This is a genomic window from Variovorax sp. AC103 (assembly GCF_979254005.1).
The window spans coordinates 246,608-267,561 of record NZ_CEEDFC010000003.1 but is presented as its reverse complement, the minus strand read 5'-3'; the positions used below and the strand labels follow the sequence as shown (position 1 = coordinate 267,561).

Genomic DNA, 20,954 nt, shown 5'->3' with positions numbered 1-20,954 from the left:
CACTTCGCTCTTGAAACCGCCCATCCAAAACAGTTTCGGAAAAATGACCTGTTCACTAGAACTGGGAGCGTTGCCCAAGCCTGCATTCGGAACGATCGAATGGGACTGGTTGAACAGATGGACTCTTCAGATTTGAGCGGGGTTTCCATCAGAGTCTGCTCGCTGTACTCACTTGCCTATCGGCGATGCCACCCCAGCCCGACGAGCGCCATCACGCAGAAGGCCGCGCCGGCATGGAACGTGACGGATGCGCCGAGCCGGTCCCACAGCAGGCCGGCGACCACGCTGGCGGCCAGCATGGCAAGGCCGCTGACCAGATTGAAGAACCCGTAGGCGGTGCCGCGCAGGTCGGCGGGCGCGGTGTCTGCCACCATGGCGGTCAGCAGGCCTTGTGTCATGCCCATGTGAACGCCCCAGAGCGCGACGCCGGCCAGCACCACGCCCCAGTGATTGCTGGAGGCCAGGATCAGATCGGCCGCGATCAGCACGAACAGCCCGAAGGCCAGCAGCCGGGTGTGACTCATGCGGTCGGAGAGCTTGCCGAACGGATAGGCAGACAGCGCATAGACCAGGTTCATCGCCACCATCACGAGCGGCACCAGCGCCATCGGAATGCCGCCTTGCTGGGCCCGCAGCACCAGGAAGGCCTCGCTGAACCGGGCCAGCGTGAACACCGCGCCGATGATCACCACCCACCAGTACGAGGCGCCGAGGTGCTTCAGGTTCTCGCGGCGGATCGGGTTGATGCGCTTCTCGCCTTGCTGATGCACCGGCTCCCGCAGGCCGAACGCGAGCAACGCGACGGCCATCAATCCGGGGATCACCGCTACCCAGAACACAGCCCTGAAATCGTTCGCCCAGAGCAGCATCAAGCCGACGGCCAACAACGGCCCGAGGAAGGCTCCGAGGGTATCGATCGACTGGCGCAAGCCGAAGGCCGCACCGCGCAGATGTGCCGGCGTGATGTCGGCGACCAGGGCATCGCGGGGCGCCCCGCGTATCCCCTTGCCGACCCGGTCCAGCAGCCGCGCCGTCAGCACGATGCCCAGGGTCGGGGCGAGCGCGAACAGCGGCTTGGTCAGCGCACCCAGCGCGTAGCCGAACACAGCCAGGCCCTTGCGCTTGCCAAGGTAGTCGCTCAGCGTTCCCGAAAAGACCTTGACGATCAGCGCCGTGGCTTCGGCGAGCCCTTCGATCAGTCCGACCGCCAAAGCGCTGGCGCCCAGGGTGGAGACCATGAACAGCGGCAGCAGGCTGTGGATCATTTCCGAAGAGATGTCCATCAGCATGCTGACGAAGCCAAGGACCCAGACACCGTTCGGGATCTGGCGCAGGATCGGGAGATCGTTGCGAGTTGCCATGTGGATCTTCCTGGGTGTGCGCAGAGATACAGCGCATTCTGGCTGTGCATCGGGTCAACGCCGCATCCATCCCGTTGCAATCAGCTGACCAGCGCATCCGACAGGGTTTTCTGACGCGCTGAAAAAAGCGCGCAGATCAACTACTTCGCTGTGCTCGCAAACTGCAGCGGCACGCAACATCCTTCGCGTTGATGGCTTGCGGCCACCTGCTTCAGGTTGACCGAGGCTGCCGTGCCCTTACCGAGTTCAGCGCAAAGCCCGCCAGCGCAATGATCAGGACCACGGCCTGCGCGATGGTGGTCTCCGCGGACGGATACATCCCGAGTACCTCGATGCGGGGCCAGTGGATTGGACTGGCACTGAGCCATCCCGCCTCCTGGAGACCGGCAACGCCCTTGCCTGCGAGCACCACTGCGAGCACGGCCACCAGGATCGAGCTGAGGCTGAAGAACTTGCCGATGGGCATGCGAGCGCTGGTGCGCAGCATGAGCCATGCGATGGCCGCAAGGATGACCATTCCTCCCAACAGGCCACCGAGCAATGCGCCGTTGTTTCCGTCACCAGCCAACGCCGAGTAGAACAGCACCGTCTCGAAGACCTCGCGGTAGACAGCAATGAACGACAAGGCGAACAACGCCCACGCCGAGCGACGTGTCATCGCTGCGGAGAGCTTTTCCTTCAGGTAGGCCTGCCATTTGCCGGCGGTGCTCTTCTGGTGCATCCAGAGCCCCACGCTCAGCAACACGATGGCCGCGAAGAGCGACGACACCCCTTCGGTCACCTCCCGGCTGGCGCCGCTGATGCTCACGAAATAGGTTGCCACGGCCCAGGTCAGGCCGCCGCAAGCGAGCGCCACGATCCAACCGCCATGCACGTAGGCCAGGACATCGCGCCGTTCGGCTTTCTTCAGGAAGGCCACCATGCCGACGACAATCAGCAGCGCTTCCACACCTTCTCGAAGCAGGATAGTGAGCGAGGCGATGAACGTGGTCAACGGATCGGCCTTGTCCGCCCCCAGTTCGTTATCGACCTGTGCAAAGAGGTAGTCCAGCTTCTGCGCAGCGGCATCCGCTTGTTCCAGCTTGCCGCTGGCAAGTGCACCGCGATAGGCCAGCATGGAGTTTTCCACTTCGGTGAGCAGCGCCTGGTTGCGCGCACGCAATGCCGGCTCGAGCGGCTCAAAACCATCCAGATAGGCCGACAGACCCAAGCGCGTCGCGTTGGCCTGGTCTCCCGTGCGGGCCGCGGCAAGACTCTCCTGAAGACGCGAGCGAGCCAGGCCCAATCCGCCTGGACCGCTCGCGGCAACGGTGGCTTCCGGGTGGCTTCGAACGTAGGCGGTGAGATCGCGCGCCGCGTCTGGAGACATCCGCTCCGACAAGGCCGCCTCGGTCAATGTGGCCGCGGCCGCCAGATCCGGAAAGACGGCCTTGGCGGCAGCATCGCGCCCCCATGCCTGTTCACCGCGCGTGCGCATCGCATCGTCGTGCGACAGCGTTCCGGCGAAAAATGCCAATGCCCACCGATCCTCGTCGGGGAGCGTCGCGAAACTGGGCATCGGCGTGCCGGCGACGCCTTGAGAGACGACCTGATAGAGCGCGAGCACACTGCGCGAACGGGCCCGGTCGCGATCGGTGAACGCGATCGGCGGCGGGTTCAGTTTGGCGCCCAGTGGGCCATCGCCCCGGCCGGTTGCCCCGTGGCATGCGGCGCAGTTGGCTTCGAACAGCACCTTGGCGCGCACGAGATCCGGTGGCTTGGATGGCGAGAGCGGGAACGGGTAGGCCTTGACCAATGCCGCAGCCAATGAATGGGCGCTGTCGGCCACCGCCTTTGCATCTGACTTCGCCGCGATGAGCTCGCTCAGCGCTGTGGCCTGGCGTTGCAGGTCTGGGAGTGCCGGCGTGCTCGGCAGTGCGGCGAGCTGCTGCCCAGCCGTCGCAGCGAACTCCTTCATCTCTTCGTATTCGCTGGCGCTCTGGACCTTGCCGTCACGCACGGCGCCGCCGTAATCGACCGCAAGGTAGTCCAGCAACTGCCAGGTCTGCTTGGCCTGATCGCTCGCTGCGGGGTCCGCTGCCCAGGCCAGAGAAGACGACCAGAGCGCGAGAAGCGCCGCCATTGCCAGGAATCGCCTGGCCCAGAGTGAGAGCATTTTCATGTTGTAGTAGCGCTATTGATTCTCATTTTATTGACGACTTGCATTGCTGCTCGGGCAAATGGATGGAAGTGACTTCAGAGCAGCCGCGCGAGCGCGGGGGGGGGCGGGCCGCACGGCCCGGGAAATACCCCGCTCAGCTGTTGTTGACCCTCGTCGCAGCGGGCGCACGCAGCAGGCGCAGACCGTTGAAGACGACCGCAAGGCTGGCGCCCATGTCGGCCAGGATCGCCAGCCACAAGCTGGCATGGCCGGTGAACGCAAGGACCATGAAGATGGCCTTGATCCCGAGGGCGAACACGATGTTGGCCGTCAAGATGCCGGCGACGCGCTGCGACAGCCGGATGAACTCCGGCAGCTTGCGCAGATCGTCCTGCATCAGCGCCACATCGGCGGTCTCGATCGCCGTGTCGGTGCCGGCCGCGCCCATCGCAAAGCCGATGCTCGACCTTGCCAGTGCCGGCGCATCGTTGACGCCATCGCCCACCATGCCAACGGGGCCGCGTGCGAGCAATTCCTCGATGGCTTGCAGTTTGTCCTGCGGAAGCAACTCGCCTTTCGCACTGGTGATTCCGACCTGGGTTGCGACGGCTTGCGCGGTTTTCTTGTTGTCGCCTGTCAGCATCACGGGCTCAATGCCCAGCGATTTCAGGTCCTCGATGGCCTGGCGGCTGGTTTCGCGCACGGTGTCTGCGACGCCCAGCACCGCCAAGACCTCTTTATCGGTGGCCAGTACCACCGCTGTTTTTGCCTGGAACTCCAGCGCATCGAGCTGCGCTTCCAGTTCGGGCGAGCAGATGCCAAGCTCCTCGATGAGTCGATGGTTGCCCACGTAGTAGGTGCGGCCGTCCACATCGCCCTTGACGCCGCGTCCGGGAATGGCCTCGAAGCGCTCGACAGTGGCGAGTGGCGCATTGCCGTGTCCGGTGACGATGGCAGTGGCTACAGGGTGCTCCGACAGTACATCGATGCTTGCGGCGAGGCGCAGCGCCTCGTTTTTCGTCATTGCACCTTGCGGGATGATGTCCGTGAGGGCGGGACGGCCATGGGTCAGCGTGCCGGTTTTGTCCAGCGCCACGGACTTCAGGTGTCGGCCCTGCTCGAGGTAAAGGCCCCCCTTGACCAAGATGCCGCGGCGCGCTGCCGCAGCCAGACCGCTCACCACGGTGACCGGCGTGGAGATCACCAGCGCGCACGGACAGGCGATGACCAGCATCACCAGCGCCTTGTAGACCCATTCGAACCACGGTTGGCCGAAGGCGAGCGGAGGAACGACCGCGACGGCGAGCGCAACCGCGAACACTGCGGGCGTGTAGATGCTTGCGAATTTGTCGACGAAGCGTTGCGTGGGCGCACGCTGGCCCTGCGCTTCCTGGACCGATCGCGCAATGCGGTCGAGCGTGGTCTCCCCCTTGCGCGAAGTGACACGAAACTCCAGCGTGCCGCGTTCGTTGATGGTGCCGGCGAAGACCGTGGCGCCGACTACTTTCTCCACCGGCATGCTCTCGCCAGTGATCGGCGCCTGGTTCACCGAAGATTGACCGGCGACGACCTCGCCATCGAGCGCGATCCGCTCCCCCGGCCTCACGCGCAGCACGCTTCCGACAGGCACCGTATCCGCCTTGACCTCGATCCACTGCCCGTCGGGCTGGCGTATCAAAGCGCTCTCAGGCGCGAGATCCATCAGCTTGCGGATCGCATTGCGGGCCCGGTCCAGACTCAGCGCCTCGATCATCTCCGCGATGCCGAAAAGCCAGATGACCACCGCCGCCTCCGGCCACTGACCGATCAACGCCGCGCCGATGACGGCGACCGTCATCAGCAGGTTCATGTTCAACGACCGCGTCTTCAGCGCGATCCAGCCCTTCTTGAGGGTCTCGATGCCGCCCAGACCAATCGCGGCAAGACTGGCAAGAATGATGGGCCAGGAGGCCTCGGGCGTCCCAGCGAAGACCATGGCCTCCGCCCCGAGTGCCAGCACGCCGGAGAGAACCATGCGAATCCATTGCCCACGCGAGATGCCGGTGCCGAATTCGCGCGCGACAGAAGGTGCTGGCTCGCTGGCGCTTCGCAGCACCGGTGCCATGCCGAGCCGCTCGATCGCCGCCGTCACCGGGGCGAGGTCTGCAAGCTCGTGACTCACGGTCAGCGTGCGGCCCATCAGGTTGAAATCCAGCGCTTTCACGCCCGGCATGCCCTCAAGCGCCTTGCGCAGCAAGCCTTCCTCGGTCGGGCAGTCCATCTTCTCGATGAGGTACACGGCCTGACCTTGAGGGTCCTGGCCGCCAGCGCGCTCGACGGTCGCTTTCATGCCTACGTCGCTCAGCGCTTTGAGGATCGGGGCGGTGTCCGGCAGGTGATGTTGGACATCGAGCCGACGCTGCATCAGGTCGAAATCCAGCCGCTCGATGCCGTCGACCGCGCCGAGGCGCTTGCGAATCGTGGCTTTTTCCGTCGGACAGTCCATGTTGGAAATGAAGAAGCGCGTGGCGCTTCCTGCTGCAGGCGCTGCAAGGGGGGCATGCGAAGCCACCACGGGGACTGGCTCGCCAGCAACTGGCGCCGCGCTGCCTTCAGCCTTCTCGAAGGGCCGCATTCCCAGGCCCTCGATGGTTCGGGCAATGGAGGCCGTATCGGCGAGCGAATGCGACACCGTTAGCGTGTGAGCCTTCAGATCGAAGTCCACGGCCTGCACGCCCTCCAGAGGCTCCAGCACCGAGCGCAACTGACGCTCTTCGCTGGGGCAGTCCATCTCCTCGATGAAGTAGACGACCTGCTGCGATGCGGGTGCCACGACCGCCTGCATGCCGATGGCGTGCAGTGCGCGCAGGATGGCGTTCTGACCGGCTGGTTCGTGTGTGACCTCGAGGCGGCGACCGGCCAAGTCGAAAACCATCCCCCGGATGCCATCGACCTGTGCCAGGCGCTTGCGAATCTGGGCCTCCTCGCTGGGACAGTCCATGTTGGCGATGGCAAAGCCAGTAACAACTGGCTCCGCTGTTGCCGTCCCAACATCGCCCGCGGAGCACCTGCAGCTCGAGCCGCACGAAGTTTGCGTCATTGCATTCATTGATCGGTTGTCCTCAAATTCCTGGGCTGCAAGGGGGTGCGCCACACGGTTTCCCCTTGCTGCCAACGTGTTCACAGGCGGCTACCGCAAGCGCTTGATCGACAGGCCCAGCCAAGGCATGATTAAGAACCCTAAAGTAGGTTGAGAGTCAAGAGCAAGCCCGCAGTGGGCATCCGGAAATGCAACATGAAAATCGGTGAACTGGCCAGTGCGACGGGAATGCAGATTCCCACAATCCGCTTCTACGAGCAGGAGGCGTTGCTGTCGCCGCCGGCGCGGACGGCGGGCAACTACCGGCGTTACGACGAAACTCATGTTCAGCGCCTGGCCTTTGTTCGGCATTGCCGCTCACTCGACATGAGTCTTGACGACATCCGGGTGCTGCTGAAGTTCAAGGACCATCAAAACGAGCCTTGCGACGAGGTCAACGAACTGTTGGACAAGCACATTCTTCAGCTCGCCAAGCGTATTGAGGAGCTGAAATCTCTGGAGGGACAGCTGATGACGCTCAGGGCTCAATGCTGCTCGGGCCAGGTCGCCGAGCGGTGCGGAATACTCGACGGCCTGACGGCGGCCTCTCAAAAACAGTAGTGGCTGATCGCGCCGGTCGACGCAATCAGCTACCAAGGCAACTCGACGTCCAAGTCGGATCTTCGAGCTCAGCGCGCCGCTTCGAGGTGTGTCACGGTCGGCTTGCCCTTGACGACCTCTACATGAAACCTGACCTTGTCGCCCGTCTTGACCTGGGTGAGCATCTTCTTGTCGGCCACGTCGAAGCCCATGGTCATGGCCGGCATGGCGAGGTTGGGAATGTCACCGTGCTTCAGCACGATCACACCGCCGGTCTGATCGACCTTCTGGACGACAGCGTCGGTCAGCATGCCGGGTGCCTGCTGGCCGGGCGCTGGCATCTTCATGGACGACATATCGTCCTTCGGCATCTGGGCCTGAGCCGCGGCCGATGCGGCGAGCAGTGCGAATGCGAGCGGATGCAAGACTTTCATGGGATCACTCCTTCAGTGGTTTGATTGGAAACAGCAGACAAACGGGCACGCGCGGCACGGCCGCCCCGACGCAGCAGATACCAGGCGGCAGGAACAACGAGCATGCTCAGAAGCGGCGCGGTCACCATGCCGCCCACCATCGGTGCGGCAATGCGCGTCATCACCTCCGAGCCGGTGCCGCTGCCCCACAGGATGGGCAGCAGGCCCGCCATCACGACCGCAACGGTCATGGCCTTGGGCCGCACGCGCAGCACGGCGCCTTCGCGGATCGCGGCCAGCAGGGTTTCGTCGTTCATCGGCTCCCCCGCCTCGAGGCGGCGTGCCAGCGCATTCTTCAGGTAGACCAGCATCACCACGCCGAACTCGGCCGCCACGCCGGCCAGCGCGATGAAGCCTACCGCGGTGGCCACCGAAATCGAATGGCCCAGCGCCCAGATCAGCCAGAAGCCGCCGACGAGCGAGAACGGCACGGCCGCCATCACGAGGGCCGCATCGGCGAACGACCCGAACAGCAGGTAGAGCAGCACGAAGATGACCGCGAGCGTGACCGGCACCACCAGCTTCAGGCGCTGGGTCGCGCGCTCCAGGTACTCGAACTGGCCGGACCACGACACGGCATAGCCCGCAGGCATCTTCACGGCCCTGTCGACCGCGGCCTGCATGTCGTTGACGGCGGAGCGCAGGTCGCGGCCGCGCACGTCGACGTAGACCCAGCCCGACAAGCGTGCGTTCTCGCTGCGCAGCATCGGCGGGCCGTCTTCGATGGCGATCCTGGTGACATCGCCCAGCAGCAGTTGCGCGCCCTTGTCGGTCACGAAGGGCAGTTGCCGCAGCCGCTCCAGCGAATCGCGAATCTCGCGCGGGTAGCGGACGTTGATGGGATAGCGTTCGCGACCCTGGATGACTTCGCCGACGTTCTCGCCGCCGATGGCCGTGGACACCACGGCCTGCACGTCCGCCACCGAGAGCCCGTGGCGCGCGGCAGCGAGCCGGTCCACATCGACGTCGATGTAGCGCCCGCCCGTCAGCCGCTCCGCCAGCGCCGACGACACACCGGGAACACCCTTGACTGCCGCCTCGATCTGCGTGGTCAACGAATCGATCGTGGCCAGATCCGCGCCCGCCACCTTGATGCCAACCGGGCTCTTGATGCCCGTGGCCAGCATGTCGATGCGGTTGCGGATGGGCGGCACCCACACGTTGGTCAGGCCCGGTACCTTGACGGCGCGGTCCAGTTCTTCGACGAGCTTGTCCGGTGTCATGCCGGCGCGCCATTGCGCCTTGGGCTTGAACTGGATCGTGGTCTCGAACATCTCGAGCGGGGCCGGGTCGGTCGCGGTGTCCGTGCGCCCTGCCTTGCCGAACACGCGCGCGACTTCGGGCAGGGTCTTGATCAGGCGGTCGGTCTGCTGCAGCAGCTCGGACGCCTTCGACACCGACAGCCCCGGCAGCGCGGACGGCATGTAGAGCAGATCGCCTTCGTCCAGCGGCGGCATGAACTCGCCGCCCAGTCGCATCAACGGCACCGCAGTCAGCGCCAGAAGCACGGCAGCCACGGCGAGCGTTCCCTTGGGAAATCGCAACACCAGCTCCAGCGCGGGCCGGTACACCGCCATCAGGAAGCGGTTCACGGGGTTGGCGGCTTCGTGCGGGATTCGCCCCCGCACCAGGTAGCCCATGAGCACCGGGATCAGCGTCACCGACAGCCCCGCCGCGGCCGCCATGGCGTAAGTCTTGGTGAAGGCCAGCGGCGAGAACAATCGCCCCTCCTGCGCTTCGAGCGAGAACACCGGCACGAAGGAAAGCGTGATCACCAGCAGCGAGAAGAACAGCGCAGGCCCGACCTCCACGGAAGCCTCGGAGACCAGCTGCCATCGCTCCGGCACCGTAGGCTGCCGGTCATGCTGTACCTCGAAAGCCTCGATGTGCTTGTGCACGTTCTCGACCATCACGATCGCCCCGTCCACCATCGCGCCAATGGCAATCGCGATGCCGCCCAGCGACATGATGTTGGCGTTGACGCCCTGCCAGTGCATGACGATGAACGCCGCCAGCACGCCGATCGGCAAGGCCACCACCGCCACCAGCGCCGAGCGCAGGTGAAACAGGAAGACCGCGCACACCAGCGCCACCACGATGAACTCCTCGACGAGCTTGCCGCGCAGGTTCTCGACGGCACGGTCGATCAGCAGCGAGCGGTCGTAGGTCGGCACGATCTCGACGCCCGGCGGCAGGCTGGTCTTGAGCGTTTCGAGCTTCGCCTTGACGGCCTCGATGGTCGAGCGGGCGTTCTTGCCCGAGCGCATGACGATGACGCCGCCGGCCACTTCGCCCTCCCCGTCCAGCTCGGCGATGCCGCGGCGCATCTCGGGGCCGATCTGTACCGTCGCCACGTCGCGCAGCAGCACCGGCGTTGCGCCCGTCGCAGAAAGCGGGATCGTGCGGAAGTCGTCGAGCGAGCGCAGGTAACCGCGCGAACGCACCATGTACTCCGCCTCGGCGAATTCCACGACCGAACCGCCGGACGCCTGGTTGGCCTTTTGCAGCGCCTCCACCACCGTCGACTGCGTGATGCCGAGCGCACGCAGGCGGTCCGGGTCGAGCACCACCTGGTATTGGCGCACCATGCCGCCGATGCTCGCGACCTCGGCCACGTCGGGCACGGTCTTGAGCTCGAACTTGAGGAACCAGTCGTTCAACGCGCGCAGCTGCCCGATGTCGCGCGTGCCCGTGCGGTCGACCAAGGCGTATTCGTAGACCCAGCCGACCCCGGTGGCATCGGGGCCCAGCGAGGCGTTGGCGCCGGCGGGAAGCCGGCTCTGCACCTGGTTGAGGTATTCCACGACACGGGAACGCGCCCAGTACGGATCGGTCTTGTCGTCGAACAGTACGTAGACGAACGAGTCGCCGAAGAAGGAGTAGCCGCGCACGGTCTTGGCGCCGGGCACGCTGAGCATCGTGGTCGTCAGCGGATAGGTGACGAGGTCTTCGACCACCTGGGGCGACTTTCCGGGAAAGGGCGTGCGGATGATGACCTGCGTGTCCGAGAGATCGGGCAGCGCATCGAGTGGTGTCCGGGCGACGGACCACCAGCCCGCCGCCACCAGGAACAAGGTCGCGATCAGCACCAGGAAGCGGTTGCCGACCGACCAGCGGATCAGCGCGGCGATCATGGCTTGGCGCCCGGTTGCACGCGCTGCACGGAGACCAGCTCGTAGCCCGTGGCGCCACCTTCCTTGAATTCGAAGCGCACCTGGTCGCCGGGCTTGATCTCGGGGAAGGCGTTCGGCGATGACTTCGCAAAGCCCATCGTCATGGACGGCCACTTGAGCGTTGCGACGGGGCCGTGCGAGATGGTGATGCCGTCGGGTGCCACGCTCTCGACCTTGCCTTCGGCCTTGTGAATCACCACGGCTGGCGCCGAAGCGCCCGCAGTCGGTGCGGCCGCAGGCGACGCCATGTTGCCCAGCACCGAGCGCAGCCGGGCCTCCGAGTCGATCAGGAACTGGCCGCTGGCCACCACCTGGTCGCCCTCGCTCAGGCCCGAGACGACTTCGGTGTCGTCGCCCAGGTCCGCGCCCAGCGACACGTCACGCGGCTCGAAGGCGCCGTCGGCCTTGCGCACGATGACGACGGCGCGCCTGCCGGTGCGGATGACGGCCTCGGACGGCACGACCATCCGGGTGCTGGCGGGGCCGGCCACCTGTAGACGCAGCAGCATGCCGGGCGTGAGCTTGCCGTTCCTGTTGTCGACTTCGAAGCGAGCCTTCAGGGTGCGGGTCGAGGTGCTGATCTCGGGAAGTATCTCGTCGAGCGTTCCATCGAAAGACTGGGCCGCATCGGCCTGAAGGATCGCCTTGACCTTCTGGCCGCGCGCGAGACGCACTGCCTGCACTTCCGGAATCTCGGCCACCGCCCAGACCTTCTCCAGCCCTGCGATGCGAAACAGCGTCATGCCGGGCGTGATCGCAACGCCTTCGCGTACGCCCAACTCGGCCACCACGCCGTCGGACGGTGCGGTGAGCACGTAGCGCGCCTGCGCCGTGCCGGTCTCCTCGCTGCGGCGGATGAGCTCGGCGGGGATGGACATGGCCCGCATGCGCTCGCGCGCGGCTGCGACGAGATCGGGGGCGACGCCCGATCGCGTGAGGGCCAGCAGTTCGTTCTGCGGCCCGAGCCACTCCGGCGCGAACACCGTCGCCAGCGCCTGGCCCTTGCGCACGCGCTCCATGGGCGCACGAACCGACAGGCGCTCGATGTAGCCTGCGACACGCGTCTGCACGACGACATTGAGCCGTTCGTCGAACTGCACAGTGCCGACCGCGTCGAAGGACGCGGAAGTTTCCGCGCGTCGCACGCTGGCATACCGGATGCCGAGGTTCTGCTGGACCGTGGGGCTCACCTGCACGCCACCCTCATTGGCCGTGCCCGTTGCGCTGTCTGCGTACATGGGCACCAGTTGCATATCCATGAAGGGCGACTTGCCGGGCTTGTCGAAGCGCGGGCCCGGAACCATGGGGTCGTGCCAGTAGAGAACCTTGCGGCCGTCGGCAGTGGATGCGTTGGCTGGCGAGGCCATCGACGTATCCGCGGGCTGGGCTGTCTTGCGGCCCAGGTAGAAGGCGCTCGCTGCGAGCAACAAGGCGACCAGCAGCGAAGCGCCGATCATGCGTGTGCGGTTCATTGCGCCACCTCGGCAGTGAGAGGCCGGAAGGCCAGTTGGACTTGGGTCCTGGCAAGGTCACGCTGCAGCGTCAGCAGCTTGCGCTGTACTTCGACTTCGGCGTGCCGTGCCTCGAACAGGGCGACGAGGCTGCCCTGGTTGGACTGGTAGGCCGCGGTCGCTGCGGCTGTTCTTTGACTGGCAGGAACGACGACACCGGCGCGATAGCGGTCGATGCGTTGCTCCAGGCGTTGCGCATCGCTGCGCAGCGACCGGTATTCGGCGGTTGCGGCCCGGGTCGCTTCAGCCAGGTCGGCTTCGGCCTTTTCGACCAGTGCCAGCTTGGCAGCGGCGTCCCGGTCCTGCCTTTCGCCGGGAGCAACGGGCAGAGGAATGCTCACGCCCACCGACACCATGTCGGAATAGCCGGTGCGCTGGCCGTAGGCGACCTCCCAGGTCCAGTTGGGCTTGCGGTTGGAGGCGGTGACGGCTGCCGTCTGCCTTGCCACGTCGACGTCGCGCTGCATTGCCGCGACGGTGGGGTGCGCGGCCACATAGGCTTCTTCGGGCGGTACGGCGATGGCACTCGGGGGCAGCAATTCGTCGGGCGGTGCGCCGACCCATCGCTGGAAGGCGACGCCTGCGGCACCTTGCTGCTGCAGGATGTCTGCCGTCTCGTCTTCAGAGACGCCTTTTGCGCCAGCCAGTGCCAGCACGTCCTGGCTGTTCCCTGCAGCCGAAGACAGGCGTGCACGCGATGCCTCCAGCTCTTCATGCGCATGGTGCTCCATGAGCCTCGCGAGCTTCAGGCTCTCGCCGGCGTAGAAGGCGTCCACGTACGCGAGCGCGGTCTGGCGGCGGGTGTCGGCGGCAGCGGCTTGCACCTGCACCGTCTCCCGGCCGACCGAGGCATCGGCGGCGGCCTGCCGCGCGGCGCGCTTGTCGGCGGACAGCCATTCCTGGCTGATGCCGATGCGCTTCATCGTCATCGAGTCGCGGGTCGTGTGAAAGCGGGCCGGCCCCGTTGCGGGGAGGTTGTCGACGCCGATGCGCAGCGTGGGGTCGGGAAGCTGGGCTGCGGCTTGCGCTGCCTCCGTGGCACTCAATGCGCCGGCACGGGCGGCGCGGGTGGTTTCGGAGCGCCGGACTGCAAGCTGCAGCGCTCCGTCGAGGGACAGGGGGGCCGCCGTCGCAAGGTACGGCAGCAACGCGGCGGCCAACAGGGCCGTGCGTGAAAAAGGGATGAACATGAAAACTCCGCAGACGAACGAGGCAATCGCTGGCAAGCGGACGAGCCGCACCAGCACCGGTCAGTCGACGGAGATTTCAGACGCGAAGTCTGCGCGTGGCGAGAAAAACAGGGTCGGGCGGCGGATGTTGCCGCTCCGGCACGGCCTGCTGCGGAAGCGCGTGGCCTTCGGACACCAGCACCAGGGGCATGACCACGATCTGCACGATGGCGGGCAGGGAAGGGGTGGCCAGCTTCACGTGTTCGACCGACAGCGACATGTCGGCCGCATGCTGGAAGCAGAGCACGGGTTGGGCGGTGTCCATGCCTTCGCAGGGTTCGCCCGAAGCCATCATTTCTGACATGGAGCCCGTATCCGGCGCGCCTGGGCAGACGTAGCTTGCCAATGCCAGCTGCGAGAACAGCAGCGACATGACCACGAAAAGCGCGGCGATGCAGCGATGGAGCAAGTGGCGGCGGACCATATGTGCGCGGAGTGTAGCGCTGTCGGCTCAGCTCAGAAAGTCGAAGGGAATGATCGTTCGCTCTACGACGAGCTGGGCTTGAAGCGCTCAACTTCGGGAAGTCGCAAGCTATTGCGAGCTTCCGCTCGCGCTGAAGTTTGGATTGCATAGGCAATGCCAGTTGTACTGGTCGTGAATGCGGACCCACTCGAGAAAAACTCGTCGATCCGTACAAACACTTCCTCAATCGCGGGGGCAATCTCAGGGGTTTTCAGCAAATTTTTCTGCATACGCAGATAGCAGCGTTGCGCCGCTTGCTTAAGCCCCATCGACGGAGGGATTGCTTTCGCTTTGGCCATGAGCACCACCACAGCCGTCAAAGCCTCAAACTTCCAGAGCTGGGCGAGCACTTGCGACACCTCGTCGTTGAGGCAATAGAGCTGCTTCTTCAGCCTTCTTAGCGGCTCGATCGATGTGCGCCTCGATTCGAAGATCACGTAACGCACTTCGTCGGACGTGGTCTTTACCGACCCAAGAGGCTAGGATTCCTAGGGAAGGTTGCGTGAAATAGGACGGAAAGTATTGCCTCATAGAACTTCCGCACTCACTTCACGTTGACTTCACTTGGGTCACGCACACTGCCTCTCGACAGTGGCTCGGCGCTGGTAGAGGCCAGGGAGAAAAAAAGCCGCTCGGGGAATCGCCTCGATGCCAACCACTGTCGCTCGTCACTCTTGAGCCTTAGGCCTAGTGGTGCAGTTTCGACGCTGCGATGGGACGGCACAATGCACCCATGCCAAACATCGCCTCAATCCTTAAAGCCGAGATCTCTCGCGTTGCTCGCAAAGAAGTGCGTGCCGAGATCGAAACGCTCAAGAAAGCATCCGTCGCGCATCGCGCGTCGATTGCTGAGTTACGTCGCCAAGTAAATGCGCTGGAGAAGGAGCTGCGTCGTGTTGCAAAGGGAGCGACGCGCTCCGCCACCGCGCCGAGCTCGGGCGATGAGGCGCCAGCAGGGACGAAACGCCGATTCAGCGCAACAAGGTTGGTGGCACACCGCGCAAAGCTCGGCCTGTCAGCGGCAAGCTACGGACAGTTGGTTGGGGTGTCCGGTCAGACGATCTATCACTGGGAGCAAGGCAAGGCACGTCCGCGGGCCGCGCAACTTGAGAGCCTTGCGACCGCGCGCGAGCTGGGTGCTCGCGAAGCCGCGGAGCGACTGGCCTCGCGAGCGAAGCAGTAAGACTCCTTACTTTTTCGCTTTTGCGACCTCTTCGGCGACCAGCGAGCGAAGTTGCTGCTCGCCGAAACTGGGTAGATTGCGGCCGTTCACGAAGAAGGTGGGGGTCTTGTCCACTCGCAATGCTGTGAGGTCAGCGACGTCCTGCTTGAGCACTTCATTGAGGTCGGGCGATTGGATGTCCAACATCAACTTGTCGATGTCCAGGCCCGCGTGCGCGGCCGCTTGGAACGCCAGCTGAAGGTTAGGATTTCCGTGATCGGCCCATTGTTGTTGCGCTGCGAGGACTGATTCGAGCACCAGCCAATACTTTCCCTGCTTACGTGAAGCCTCCAGCAGCTTGACCACTTGATCGGAGCCCTGATGGAACGGCGCGTAGCGGATGACGAGCCGTACCTCGTTCGGATATTGCGCCATGATGTTCTTCACGACGGGGAAGAAGGCTCGGCAGGTTTCGCAGGCCGGATCAAAGAACTCGACGATCGTCACCGGCGCATTGGCAGGCCCCAACGTGGGTGAGTGAAAGCGCAGCAGACGGCTTTGATCTTGCGCAACCTTTTTCATCTGTGAGTTCTGCACGCTACGCTGGTACTTGTAGATGCCGAAAAGGAATGCTGCGAGCACGACCACCAGCAGGGCGCCGACAGTCAGTTTCCTGGAGTTCATGGGCGAGTCTTTCTGAGACAGGAGATGAGCAGCGCGATGACGGCCACGAACGCAGCCAGCGAAAGCCAAGGGATCTGAACGCTGCCCAGAATGAGAAGCTTTTGATCGGTACAGGACGGGCCTGGGCCGCAGGGAACCCAGGTCTTTGGCACCCAGCCCGCCAGCAAAAGTGTGTGATACAGCGCGATCGCGCCGCCGGCCAGCGACAGCGCCAGGCCATAGACTGCGCCCCGTCTGTCTTCCGTGAACGCAGCCATGCCCAGCACGATGGCCAAGGGGAACATGAAGATCCGCTGATACCAGCAGAGCTGACAAGGCGCCATCAACATTACTTCGCCGATGAAGAGTGCCCCAAGCGTGGCCACGAGCGCAACCAGCCACGCAAACAAGATCAGGGGCCATCTGGTGTTCATGAAGACCATTCATTGACGGGAGCACTTCTGCCCAACGAGGGTTTGGGGAGCGGCAGCCGCGCCCGGGTAAACGCCGCGGCCGCCCGACGGGCTGCAAGGCTGCGGCGGTCTCCATCCTCGGGAGTCAACTTATCTCGCATGGCGCCATTACAAGCGCTGAAGTCGCTGCAAGGTCAAGCGCTGCAGTCATGCCGGTGCTATCGCGGCCGATGCGTCCCAGGATATCGGATGCCGCACCGCTCAACTGTGTGAAGATCAACATCGGGGCGATGGTGAAGGATGAGCTGCCAACTCATCCTGAATGCCCCCCACGCAGCTAGGGGCACGTCCGAGCTTTTCGCAAATCAGGGAGGGATCGCACAGGGAAGTCAGCTCGCCGATGTACGGGGCCAGCGCTTCGCGGACCGACGCCTCGCCCGCATCACAGCGGCCTCCCATGACGATGTTCACTGCCACATCTATCTTCTTCCAAGGGCACACCTTGGATCTCAGCACATCGCCCCATACACCCCAGATTGAGCTTGTCATGTCGATATCCTTGTTTTTCGATGGGGTGTCCACCGTCCGACGCTCTACCATCGTAGAAACGCACATCGACAATCAGCGAACCATCGAATTACAGATTTGTAATCGGGGGAGTGGGTAGGGGCCGAGTCGAAGACGCCTCACCGCGGTGCCGACGCGCGGCATGCGCGCTCCCGATGAGCGGGTTCAAGGAAGTTCGCCTGTCGAGGCTGGTCCGGCAAGTACCCGAAGCGTTGTGCAGGAGGAGGTTGCCGGCTTCGGCCTTATCGGACGACTGCGAAGAGCGAGTTCGCAGCGCGTCGCGCACGGCACAGAGCCTCCGGGAACGGGCGCACGTCCATTTGCCTTGCCTGCGACTTCGCTACCCAGGCTTGGCACGGGCAAGTGCTCAAGGCGTTAACGCGGTACGGTGTTCAGCGGAGCCGGGGTGCATTTCACTCCACTGAGGTGGAGAACGCCTACTTCTGCGCGGCCATCGTCGCTGCCGGTGGATATCGATACACTCGGCGCTGCTTTGCTTTGCGGCATTCCCAGCAGCGCTGGCTCGCTGCTTCTCGGCCTGGCGTGCAGCGGAGTCCGCTCGCGACACCTTCGCCACAGCCCCGCCGTCGGGGGTGGCGTCAGATTACAGCAATGTAATCTTGAAGTTCACGTTCTTGGCAAAAATGGGTCATAGGATCGCGGTCGCGAATCCGGCTTGCCTTTCCCATTCCTTCGCTCCTCATGTTTCAGGTCGAGAGTGACCTTGAGTCATGTGCGTCTTCACACCGCATATATAAAATTCCTCGATGGTTCGCTGCTTGCTCGTCGTCTTGATGCTGTTGCTGCCCACCCAGTTCACCTGGGCGGCGGTCGCGACGTATTGCGAGCACGAAACCACGCCGACTTCGTTTCATATCGGGCACCACGACCATCAGCATCAGGCTGACCCCTTGGACCTCGTGCAGCAAGAAGCTGATCTGGCGGACAAGCCCATATTCTTTGAACACGACGACTGCAGCTATTGCCAGACTGGTGTAGCTCAGTTCGGTGCAGCCTTGGACACGTCTTTCGTGGGTCCCCAGGGATGCGCTTTTGTAGGAGCAACCTCCAAGCCCTACAACTTCAGGGTCGACGAAGACATCGATCGCCCGAAATGGATGCGCGCCGGTTGACCCGGCGCGCATCTGTCTTTACTTTTTCGCTCACAAACGATGTTCTGACGATCGCGCCGGATTCCCTTGTCTCGTTCCTTTGACTGGAGAATTCGATGTGCAGGTTTATCGTGCCGTTCGCGCTCGCGCTTTCGGCATTCGCGGGCAGCAGTGCGCTCGCTCAAGGCAGCAGCTCGGGTACGCCCCCTGTGCCGAATCAGGCTCCTTTGCCTGTTGTCCCAACTTCTCCGCCCCTTACCTTGGCGGCCGCGATCCAGATTGCCCTGGATGGAAATCCCGAAATCGCTTCCTCGCGACGCGAGGTCGAAGCGATGGAGGGGGCACGCGTCCAGGCCGGGGTTTTTCAGAATCCCACGCTGAGCGTCGAGGTTGAAGATGTCCGGCGCGACACACGCACGACCACAGTACTGCTGAGCCAGCCATTCGAACTTGGCGGCAAACGGGGCGCACGTATCGAGGCGGCAGAGCGTGCCATCGATGTCGCGCGCGTGCAGGTCGAGACAAAGTACGCAGACATCCGGGCGAATGTGACGGCGGCATTCTTTGCCACCCTGATCTCGCAGGACCGTGTGCGACTGGCGCAAGCATCGCTCGAACTTGCGCGAACAGGTAGCTTGACGGCAGGCAAGCGCGTCATTGCGGGCAAGGTATCTCCGGTCGAAGAGACGAAAGCGAAGGTCGCGGAAGCCAATGTCCGTCTGGAGCTGGTCCAGGCACGTGGTGAGCTGCAGACAAACCTCTATCAGCTTCGTGCGTTGACGGGACCGACCGTGGTGTTCGACGCGGTCGACGGCAATGCGCTGCAGATTCCCAAGCCGCAGGCCCAGGAGACTATCGAGGATCGGATCACGAACGCGCCCTCCATGCGGCAGGCACGTCTGGAAGTAAAGCGATACGGCGCTCTCTCGGAGCTCGAGAAGGCCAAGCGCATTCCGGACATCACCCTGAATGCAGGAACGATGCGTTCACGGGAAGTCGGGCGCAGCCAGGCGGTCGTGGGTATCTCCGTGCCATTGCCCATCTTCGACACCAATCGGGGAAACATCACCGAGGCGCTTCGACGTCAGGACAAGGCGGAAGAGGACGCTCGTGCGCTCGAACTCAGGCTGCGCGCCGACGTAGGCAGCGCGCGCCAGCGATACGTCACCACCCTGGCCGAGGTCGAGGCACTCCAGTCGGACATCCTGCCGGGCGCACAGACTGCGTTTGACGCGGCCACCAAAGGTTTCGAACTGGGCAAGTTCAGCTATCTGGATGCCCTCGATGCGCAGCGTACGTTGCTACAGGCACGTTCGCAGTACCTGAGGTCTCTGTCCGAGCTGCATCGCTCCATCACTGATCTGGACCGCCTGCTTGGCGGCCCCTCCGCTGCAAGCGGCTCTCCCGTCTCCAATCCTTAAGGACCGATCATGGCCAACTCTTGGCAGTCGACGCTCGGCAAGCCCGGGCGCAAGCAGCTTTTCATCATCATTTTTCTCCTCATCGTCGGTGCGACCGCAGGTGCGCTCATATTGCGTGGCGGCTCATCCAAGAAAGCGGTCGAGGGCGGGGGCCATGCCGAGGAACCGGCCAAAGGCGAGGATGGGCACGGTCACGGCAAGAGCGCCGAGGACGACGGCCACGGGCACGGCAAATCCGAAGAGGGCGGACACGAAGAGGAATCCGTACCCAAGGGCCCCAATGGCGGACAGCGTTTCACGGAAGGCGACTTCAGCATCGAGCTGAAGCTGGCCGAGGAGAACGGCGAGCCAAGGTTCAAGGCATGGCTCTATGACAAGGAAAAGTCGTTCGCGCCGACCGACGCCGAGGTAACGGTCACGTTGAATCGCCCGAACGGCGACCAACAAGAAGTCAAGCTGGCGCCGGTCGCAGGCGTTCTGACGAGTCAGCAGACGGTGGCGGAGCCTCATATCTTCGAGGCCACGATCGCCGTGCAGACGCCGAAAGAACCGTACCTGTTCACGTTCAATCAGCAAGAGGGCAAGGTCAACATGACTGACGCCCAGATCAAGGCATCGAGCATCACGCTCGATACCAGCACGCCGGAATCGATTCGCAGTGGGCTCCAGTTCCCGGGCGAGATCCGCTTCAACGAAGACCGCACTGCGCACATCGTCCCGCGGGTCGCCGGCGTCGTGGACAGCGTCAGCGCGAATCTCGGGGAGCGTGTCAAGAAGGGACAGGTACTGGCGGTCGTTTCAAGCGCCGCAATCTCCGAGACCCGTTCTGAACTTCAAGCTGCCCAGCGGCGGCGCGAGCTCGCCAAGACCACCTACGATCGCGAAAAATCGCTCTGGGAGCAGAAGATTTCGCCAGAGCAGGATGTCCTCCAGGCCCAGCAAGCGCTTCGTGAGGCAGAGATCAGCGTGGCCAATGCGACGCAAAAGCTGCTGACTGTCGGCGCCTCAACCAGCAGCAGTTCTCTGGGGCGCTTCGAGCTGCGCGCACCCTTCGACGGCATGGTCGTGGAGAAGCACATCGCCCTGGGTGAATCGGTCAAGGAAGACGCGAGCGTGTTCACCATCTCCGACTTGTCCAATGTGTGGGCCGAGATGAACGTTCCAGCGCGCGACCTCCAGCAGGTGCGCGTGGGTGAGCGTGTCGTCGTGCGATCAGGCGCCTTCGATGCAGCGACCAACGGCACCGTCGCTTACGTCGGCTCTCTGATCGGCGAACAGACCCGTACTGCACGCGCTCGCGTAGTGTTACCCAACCCGCAAGGTGCCTGGCGACCGGGTCTCTTCGTCAGTGTTGAAGTACTCGCCAATGAAGTCATCTCGCCCGTGACCGTTGCTTCCTCTGCTCTGCAGACCGTCGAGGACAAACCTGTCGTCTTTCTCAAGGTCCCTGGCGGATTCGTGCCGCAGCCTGTGCAGATCGGCCGGACGGATGGCAAGCGTGTGGAAATCGTCAGCGGTCTGAAGGCGGGCGCGACGTACGCCGCCGCGGGCAGCTTCGTTGTGAAATCCGAGCAGGGCAAGGGCTCTGCGACCCATACGCATTGAGGC

Annotated in this window: 16 protein-coding genes; 5 read left to right on the top strand and 11 right to left on the bottom strand. The window is 63.9% G+C overall.

Going from position 1 to position 20,954, the window contains the following annotated elements:
* Positions 1-176: 176 nt before the first annotated feature.
* The 3 genes from AC0IYU_RS05905 to AC0IYU_RS05895 all read right to left on the bottom strand — a co-directional run bounded on the left by AC0IYU_RS05905 (position 177) and on the right by AC0IYU_RS05895 (position 6,589).
* Entirely contained in the window at positions 177-1,361 is a 1,185-nt protein-coding gene (locus tag AC0IYU_RS05905; RefSeq protein WP_081268164.1) for an MFS transporter, read from the bottom strand.
* Positions 1,362-1,572: 211 nt separating this feature from the next.
* Positions 1,573-3,522, bottom strand: a complete 1,950-nt coding sequence (locus tag AC0IYU_RS05900) for a cytochrome c/FTR1 family iron permease (protein ID WP_081268165.1) — start codon at positions 3,520-3,522, stop codon at positions 1,573-1,575.
* Positions 3,523-3,655: 133 nt separating this feature from the next.
* The gene (locus tag AC0IYU_RS05895; RefSeq protein ID WP_172839852.1) at positions 3,656-6,589 is read right to left on the bottom strand and encodes a heavy metal translocating P-type ATPase; all 2,934 of its coding nucleotides are present in this window, start codon (positions 6,587-6,589) and stop codon (positions 3,656-3,658) included.
* A gap of 186 nt (positions 6,590-6,775) precedes the next feature.
* Here AC0IYU_RS05895 and cadR point away from each other — a divergent pair, with 186 nt between their 5' ends.
* Positions 6,776-7,180: a Cd(II)/Pb(II)-responsive transcriptional regulator gene (cadR, locus tag AC0IYU_RS05890; RefSeq protein ID WP_081268167.1), complete on the top strand. Its 405-nt coding sequence runs from the start codon at positions 6,776-6,778 to the stop codon at positions 7,178-7,180.
* A 68-nt stretch (positions 7,181-7,248) separates the two neighbouring features.
* Here cadR and AC0IYU_RS05885 read toward each other — a convergent pair whose 3' ends face one another.
* The 6 genes from AC0IYU_RS05885 to AC0IYU_RS05860 all read right to left on the bottom strand — a co-directional run bounded on the left by AC0IYU_RS05885 (position 7,249) and on the right by AC0IYU_RS05860 (position 14,445).
* Positions 7,249-7,593 (bottom strand): copper-binding protein, encoded by a 345-nt coding sequence (locus AC0IYU_RS05885; protein ID WP_081268168.1) that lies wholly within the window; start codon positions 7,591-7,593, stop codon positions 7,249-7,251.
* Positions 7,590-10,766: an efflux RND transporter permease subunit gene (locus tag AC0IYU_RS05880; RefSeq protein WP_472114092.1), complete on the bottom strand. Its 3,177-nt coding sequence runs from the start codon at positions 10,764-10,766 to the stop codon at positions 7,590-7,592. Before AC0IYU_RS05880 ends, AC0IYU_RS05885 begins: the two co-directional genes overlap by 4 nt.
* Complete coding sequence (locus AC0IYU_RS05875) at positions 10,763-12,277, bottom strand: efflux RND transporter periplasmic adaptor subunit (protein WP_081268170.1); 1,515 nt, start codon at positions 12,275-12,277, stop codon at positions 10,763-10,765. The genes AC0IYU_RS05880 and AC0IYU_RS05875 overlap by 4 nt, the downstream gene beginning before the upstream one ends.
* Complete coding sequence (locus AC0IYU_RS05870; protein ID WP_081268171.1) at positions 12,274-13,506, bottom strand: TolC family protein; 1,233 nt, start codon at positions 13,504-13,506, stop codon at positions 12,274-12,276. Before AC0IYU_RS05870 ends, AC0IYU_RS05875 begins: the two co-directional genes overlap by 4 nt.
* 76 nt (positions 13,507-13,582) lie before the next feature.
* Entirely contained in the window at positions 13,583-13,954 is a 372-nt protein-coding gene (locus AC0IYU_RS05865) for a hypothetical protein (protein WP_472114090.1), read from the bottom strand.
* Positions 13,955-14,031: 77 nt separating this feature from the next.
* Positions 14,032-14,445 carry a hypothetical protein gene (locus AC0IYU_RS05860; RefSeq protein WP_081268172.1) on the bottom strand — a complete coding sequence of 138 codons (414 nt, stop codon included), beginning with the start codon at positions 14,443-14,445 and terminating at the stop codon, positions 14,032-14,034.
* Between the two features lie 296 nt (positions 14,446-14,741).
* Here AC0IYU_RS05860 and AC0IYU_RS05855 point away from each other — a divergent pair, with 296 nt between their 5' ends.
* Positions 14,742-15,191 (top strand): helix-turn-helix domain-containing protein, encoded by a 450-nt coding sequence (locus AC0IYU_RS05855; protein ID WP_081268173.1) that lies wholly within the window; start codon positions 14,742-14,744, stop codon positions 15,189-15,191.
* Positions 15,192-15,197: 6 nt separating this feature from the next.
* Here AC0IYU_RS05855 and AC0IYU_RS05850 read toward each other — a convergent pair whose 3' ends face one another.
* Both AC0IYU_RS05850 and AC0IYU_RS05845 read right to left on the bottom strand, forming a co-directional pair.
* Positions 15,198-15,854: a DsbA family protein gene (locus AC0IYU_RS05850; protein ID WP_081268174.1), complete on the bottom strand. Its 657-nt coding sequence runs from the start codon at positions 15,852-15,854 to the stop codon at positions 15,198-15,200.
* Positions 15,851-16,267: a disulfide bond formation protein B gene (locus AC0IYU_RS05845; protein ID WP_216639217.1), complete on the bottom strand. Its 417-nt coding sequence runs from the start codon at positions 16,265-16,267 to the stop codon at positions 15,851-15,853. The genes AC0IYU_RS05850 and AC0IYU_RS05845 overlap by 4 nt, the downstream gene beginning before the upstream one ends.
* A 1,313-nt stretch (positions 16,268-17,580) precedes the next feature.
* Between AC0IYU_RS05845 and AC0IYU_RS05840 the strand changes: the two genes are divergently transcribed.
* The 3 genes from AC0IYU_RS05840 (at position 17,581) to AC0IYU_RS05830 (ending at position 20,951) form a co-directional block, all read left to right on the top strand.
* Positions 17,581-17,946, top strand: a complete 366-nt coding sequence (locus AC0IYU_RS05840; protein ID WP_081268177.1) for a hypothetical protein — start codon at positions 17,581-17,583, stop codon at positions 17,944-17,946.
* 95 nt (positions 17,947-18,041) lie between these two features.
* Complete coding sequence (locus AC0IYU_RS05835; RefSeq protein ID WP_081268178.1) at positions 18,042-19,346, top strand: TolC family protein; 1,305 nt, start codon at positions 18,042-18,044, stop codon at positions 19,344-19,346.
* Positions 19,347-19,355: 9 nt separating this feature from the next.
* Positions 19,356-20,951 carry an efflux RND transporter periplasmic adaptor subunit gene (locus AC0IYU_RS05830; RefSeq protein WP_081268179.1) on the top strand — a complete coding sequence of 532 codons (1,596 nt, stop codon included), beginning with the start codon at positions 19,356-19,358 and terminating at the stop codon, positions 20,949-20,951.
* The last annotated feature ends 3 nt before the right edge of the window (positions 20,952-20,954 follow it).

Coding starts and splice junctions, on each gene's coding strand:
- AC0IYU_RS05855 (WP_081268173.1), top strand. CDS start 14,742: ATGCCAAACATCGCCTCAATCCTTAAAGCCGAGATCTCTCGCGTTGCT.
- AC0IYU_RS05850 (WP_081268174.1), bottom strand. CDS start 15,854: ATGAACTCCAGGAAACTGACTGTCGGCGCCCTGCTGGTGGTCGTGCTC.
- AC0IYU_RS05905 (WP_081268164.1), bottom strand. CDS start 1,361: ATGGCAACTCGCAACGATCTCCCGATCCTGCGCCAGATCCCGAACGGT.
- AC0IYU_RS05835 (WP_081268178.1), top strand. CDS start 18,042: ATGTGCAGGTTTATCGTGCCGTTCGCGCTCGCGCTTTCGGCATTCGCG.
- AC0IYU_RS05845 (WP_216639217.1), bottom strand. CDS start 16,267: ATGAACACCAGATGGCCCCTGATCTTGTTTGCGTGGCTGGTTGCGCTC.
- AC0IYU_RS05895 (WP_172839852.1), bottom strand. CDS start 6,589: ATGAATGCAATGACGCAAACTTCGTGCGGCTCGAGCTGCAGGTGCTCC.
- AC0IYU_RS05900 (WP_081268165.1), bottom strand. CDS start 3,522: ATGAAAATGCTCTCACTCTGGGCCAGGCGATTCCTGGCAATGGCGGCG.
- AC0IYU_RS05840 (WP_081268177.1), top strand. CDS start 17,581: ATGGTTCGCTGCTTGCTCGTCGTCTTGATGCTGTTGCTGCCCACCCAG.
- AC0IYU_RS05830 (WP_081268179.1), top strand. CDS start 19,356: ATGGCCAACTCTTGGCAGTCGACGCTCGGCAAGCCCGGGCGCAAGCAG.
- AC0IYU_RS05875 (WP_081268170.1), bottom strand. CDS start 12,277: ATGAACCGCACACGCATGATCGGCGCTTCGCTGCTGGTCGCCTTGTTG.
- cadR (WP_081268167.1), top strand. CDS start 6,776: ATGAAAATCGGTGAACTGGCCAGTGCGACGGGAATGCAGATTCCCACA.
- AC0IYU_RS05885 (WP_081268168.1), bottom strand. CDS start 7,593: ATGAAAGTCTTGCATCCGCTCGCATTCGCACTGCTCGCCGCATCGGCC.
- AC0IYU_RS05880 (WP_472114092.1), bottom strand. CDS start 10,766: ATGATCGCCGCGCTGATCCGCTGGTCGGTCGGCAACCGCTTCCTGGTG.
- AC0IYU_RS05870 (WP_081268171.1), bottom strand. CDS start 13,506: ATGTTCATCCCTTTTTCACGCACGGCCCTGTTGGCCGCCGCGTTGCTG.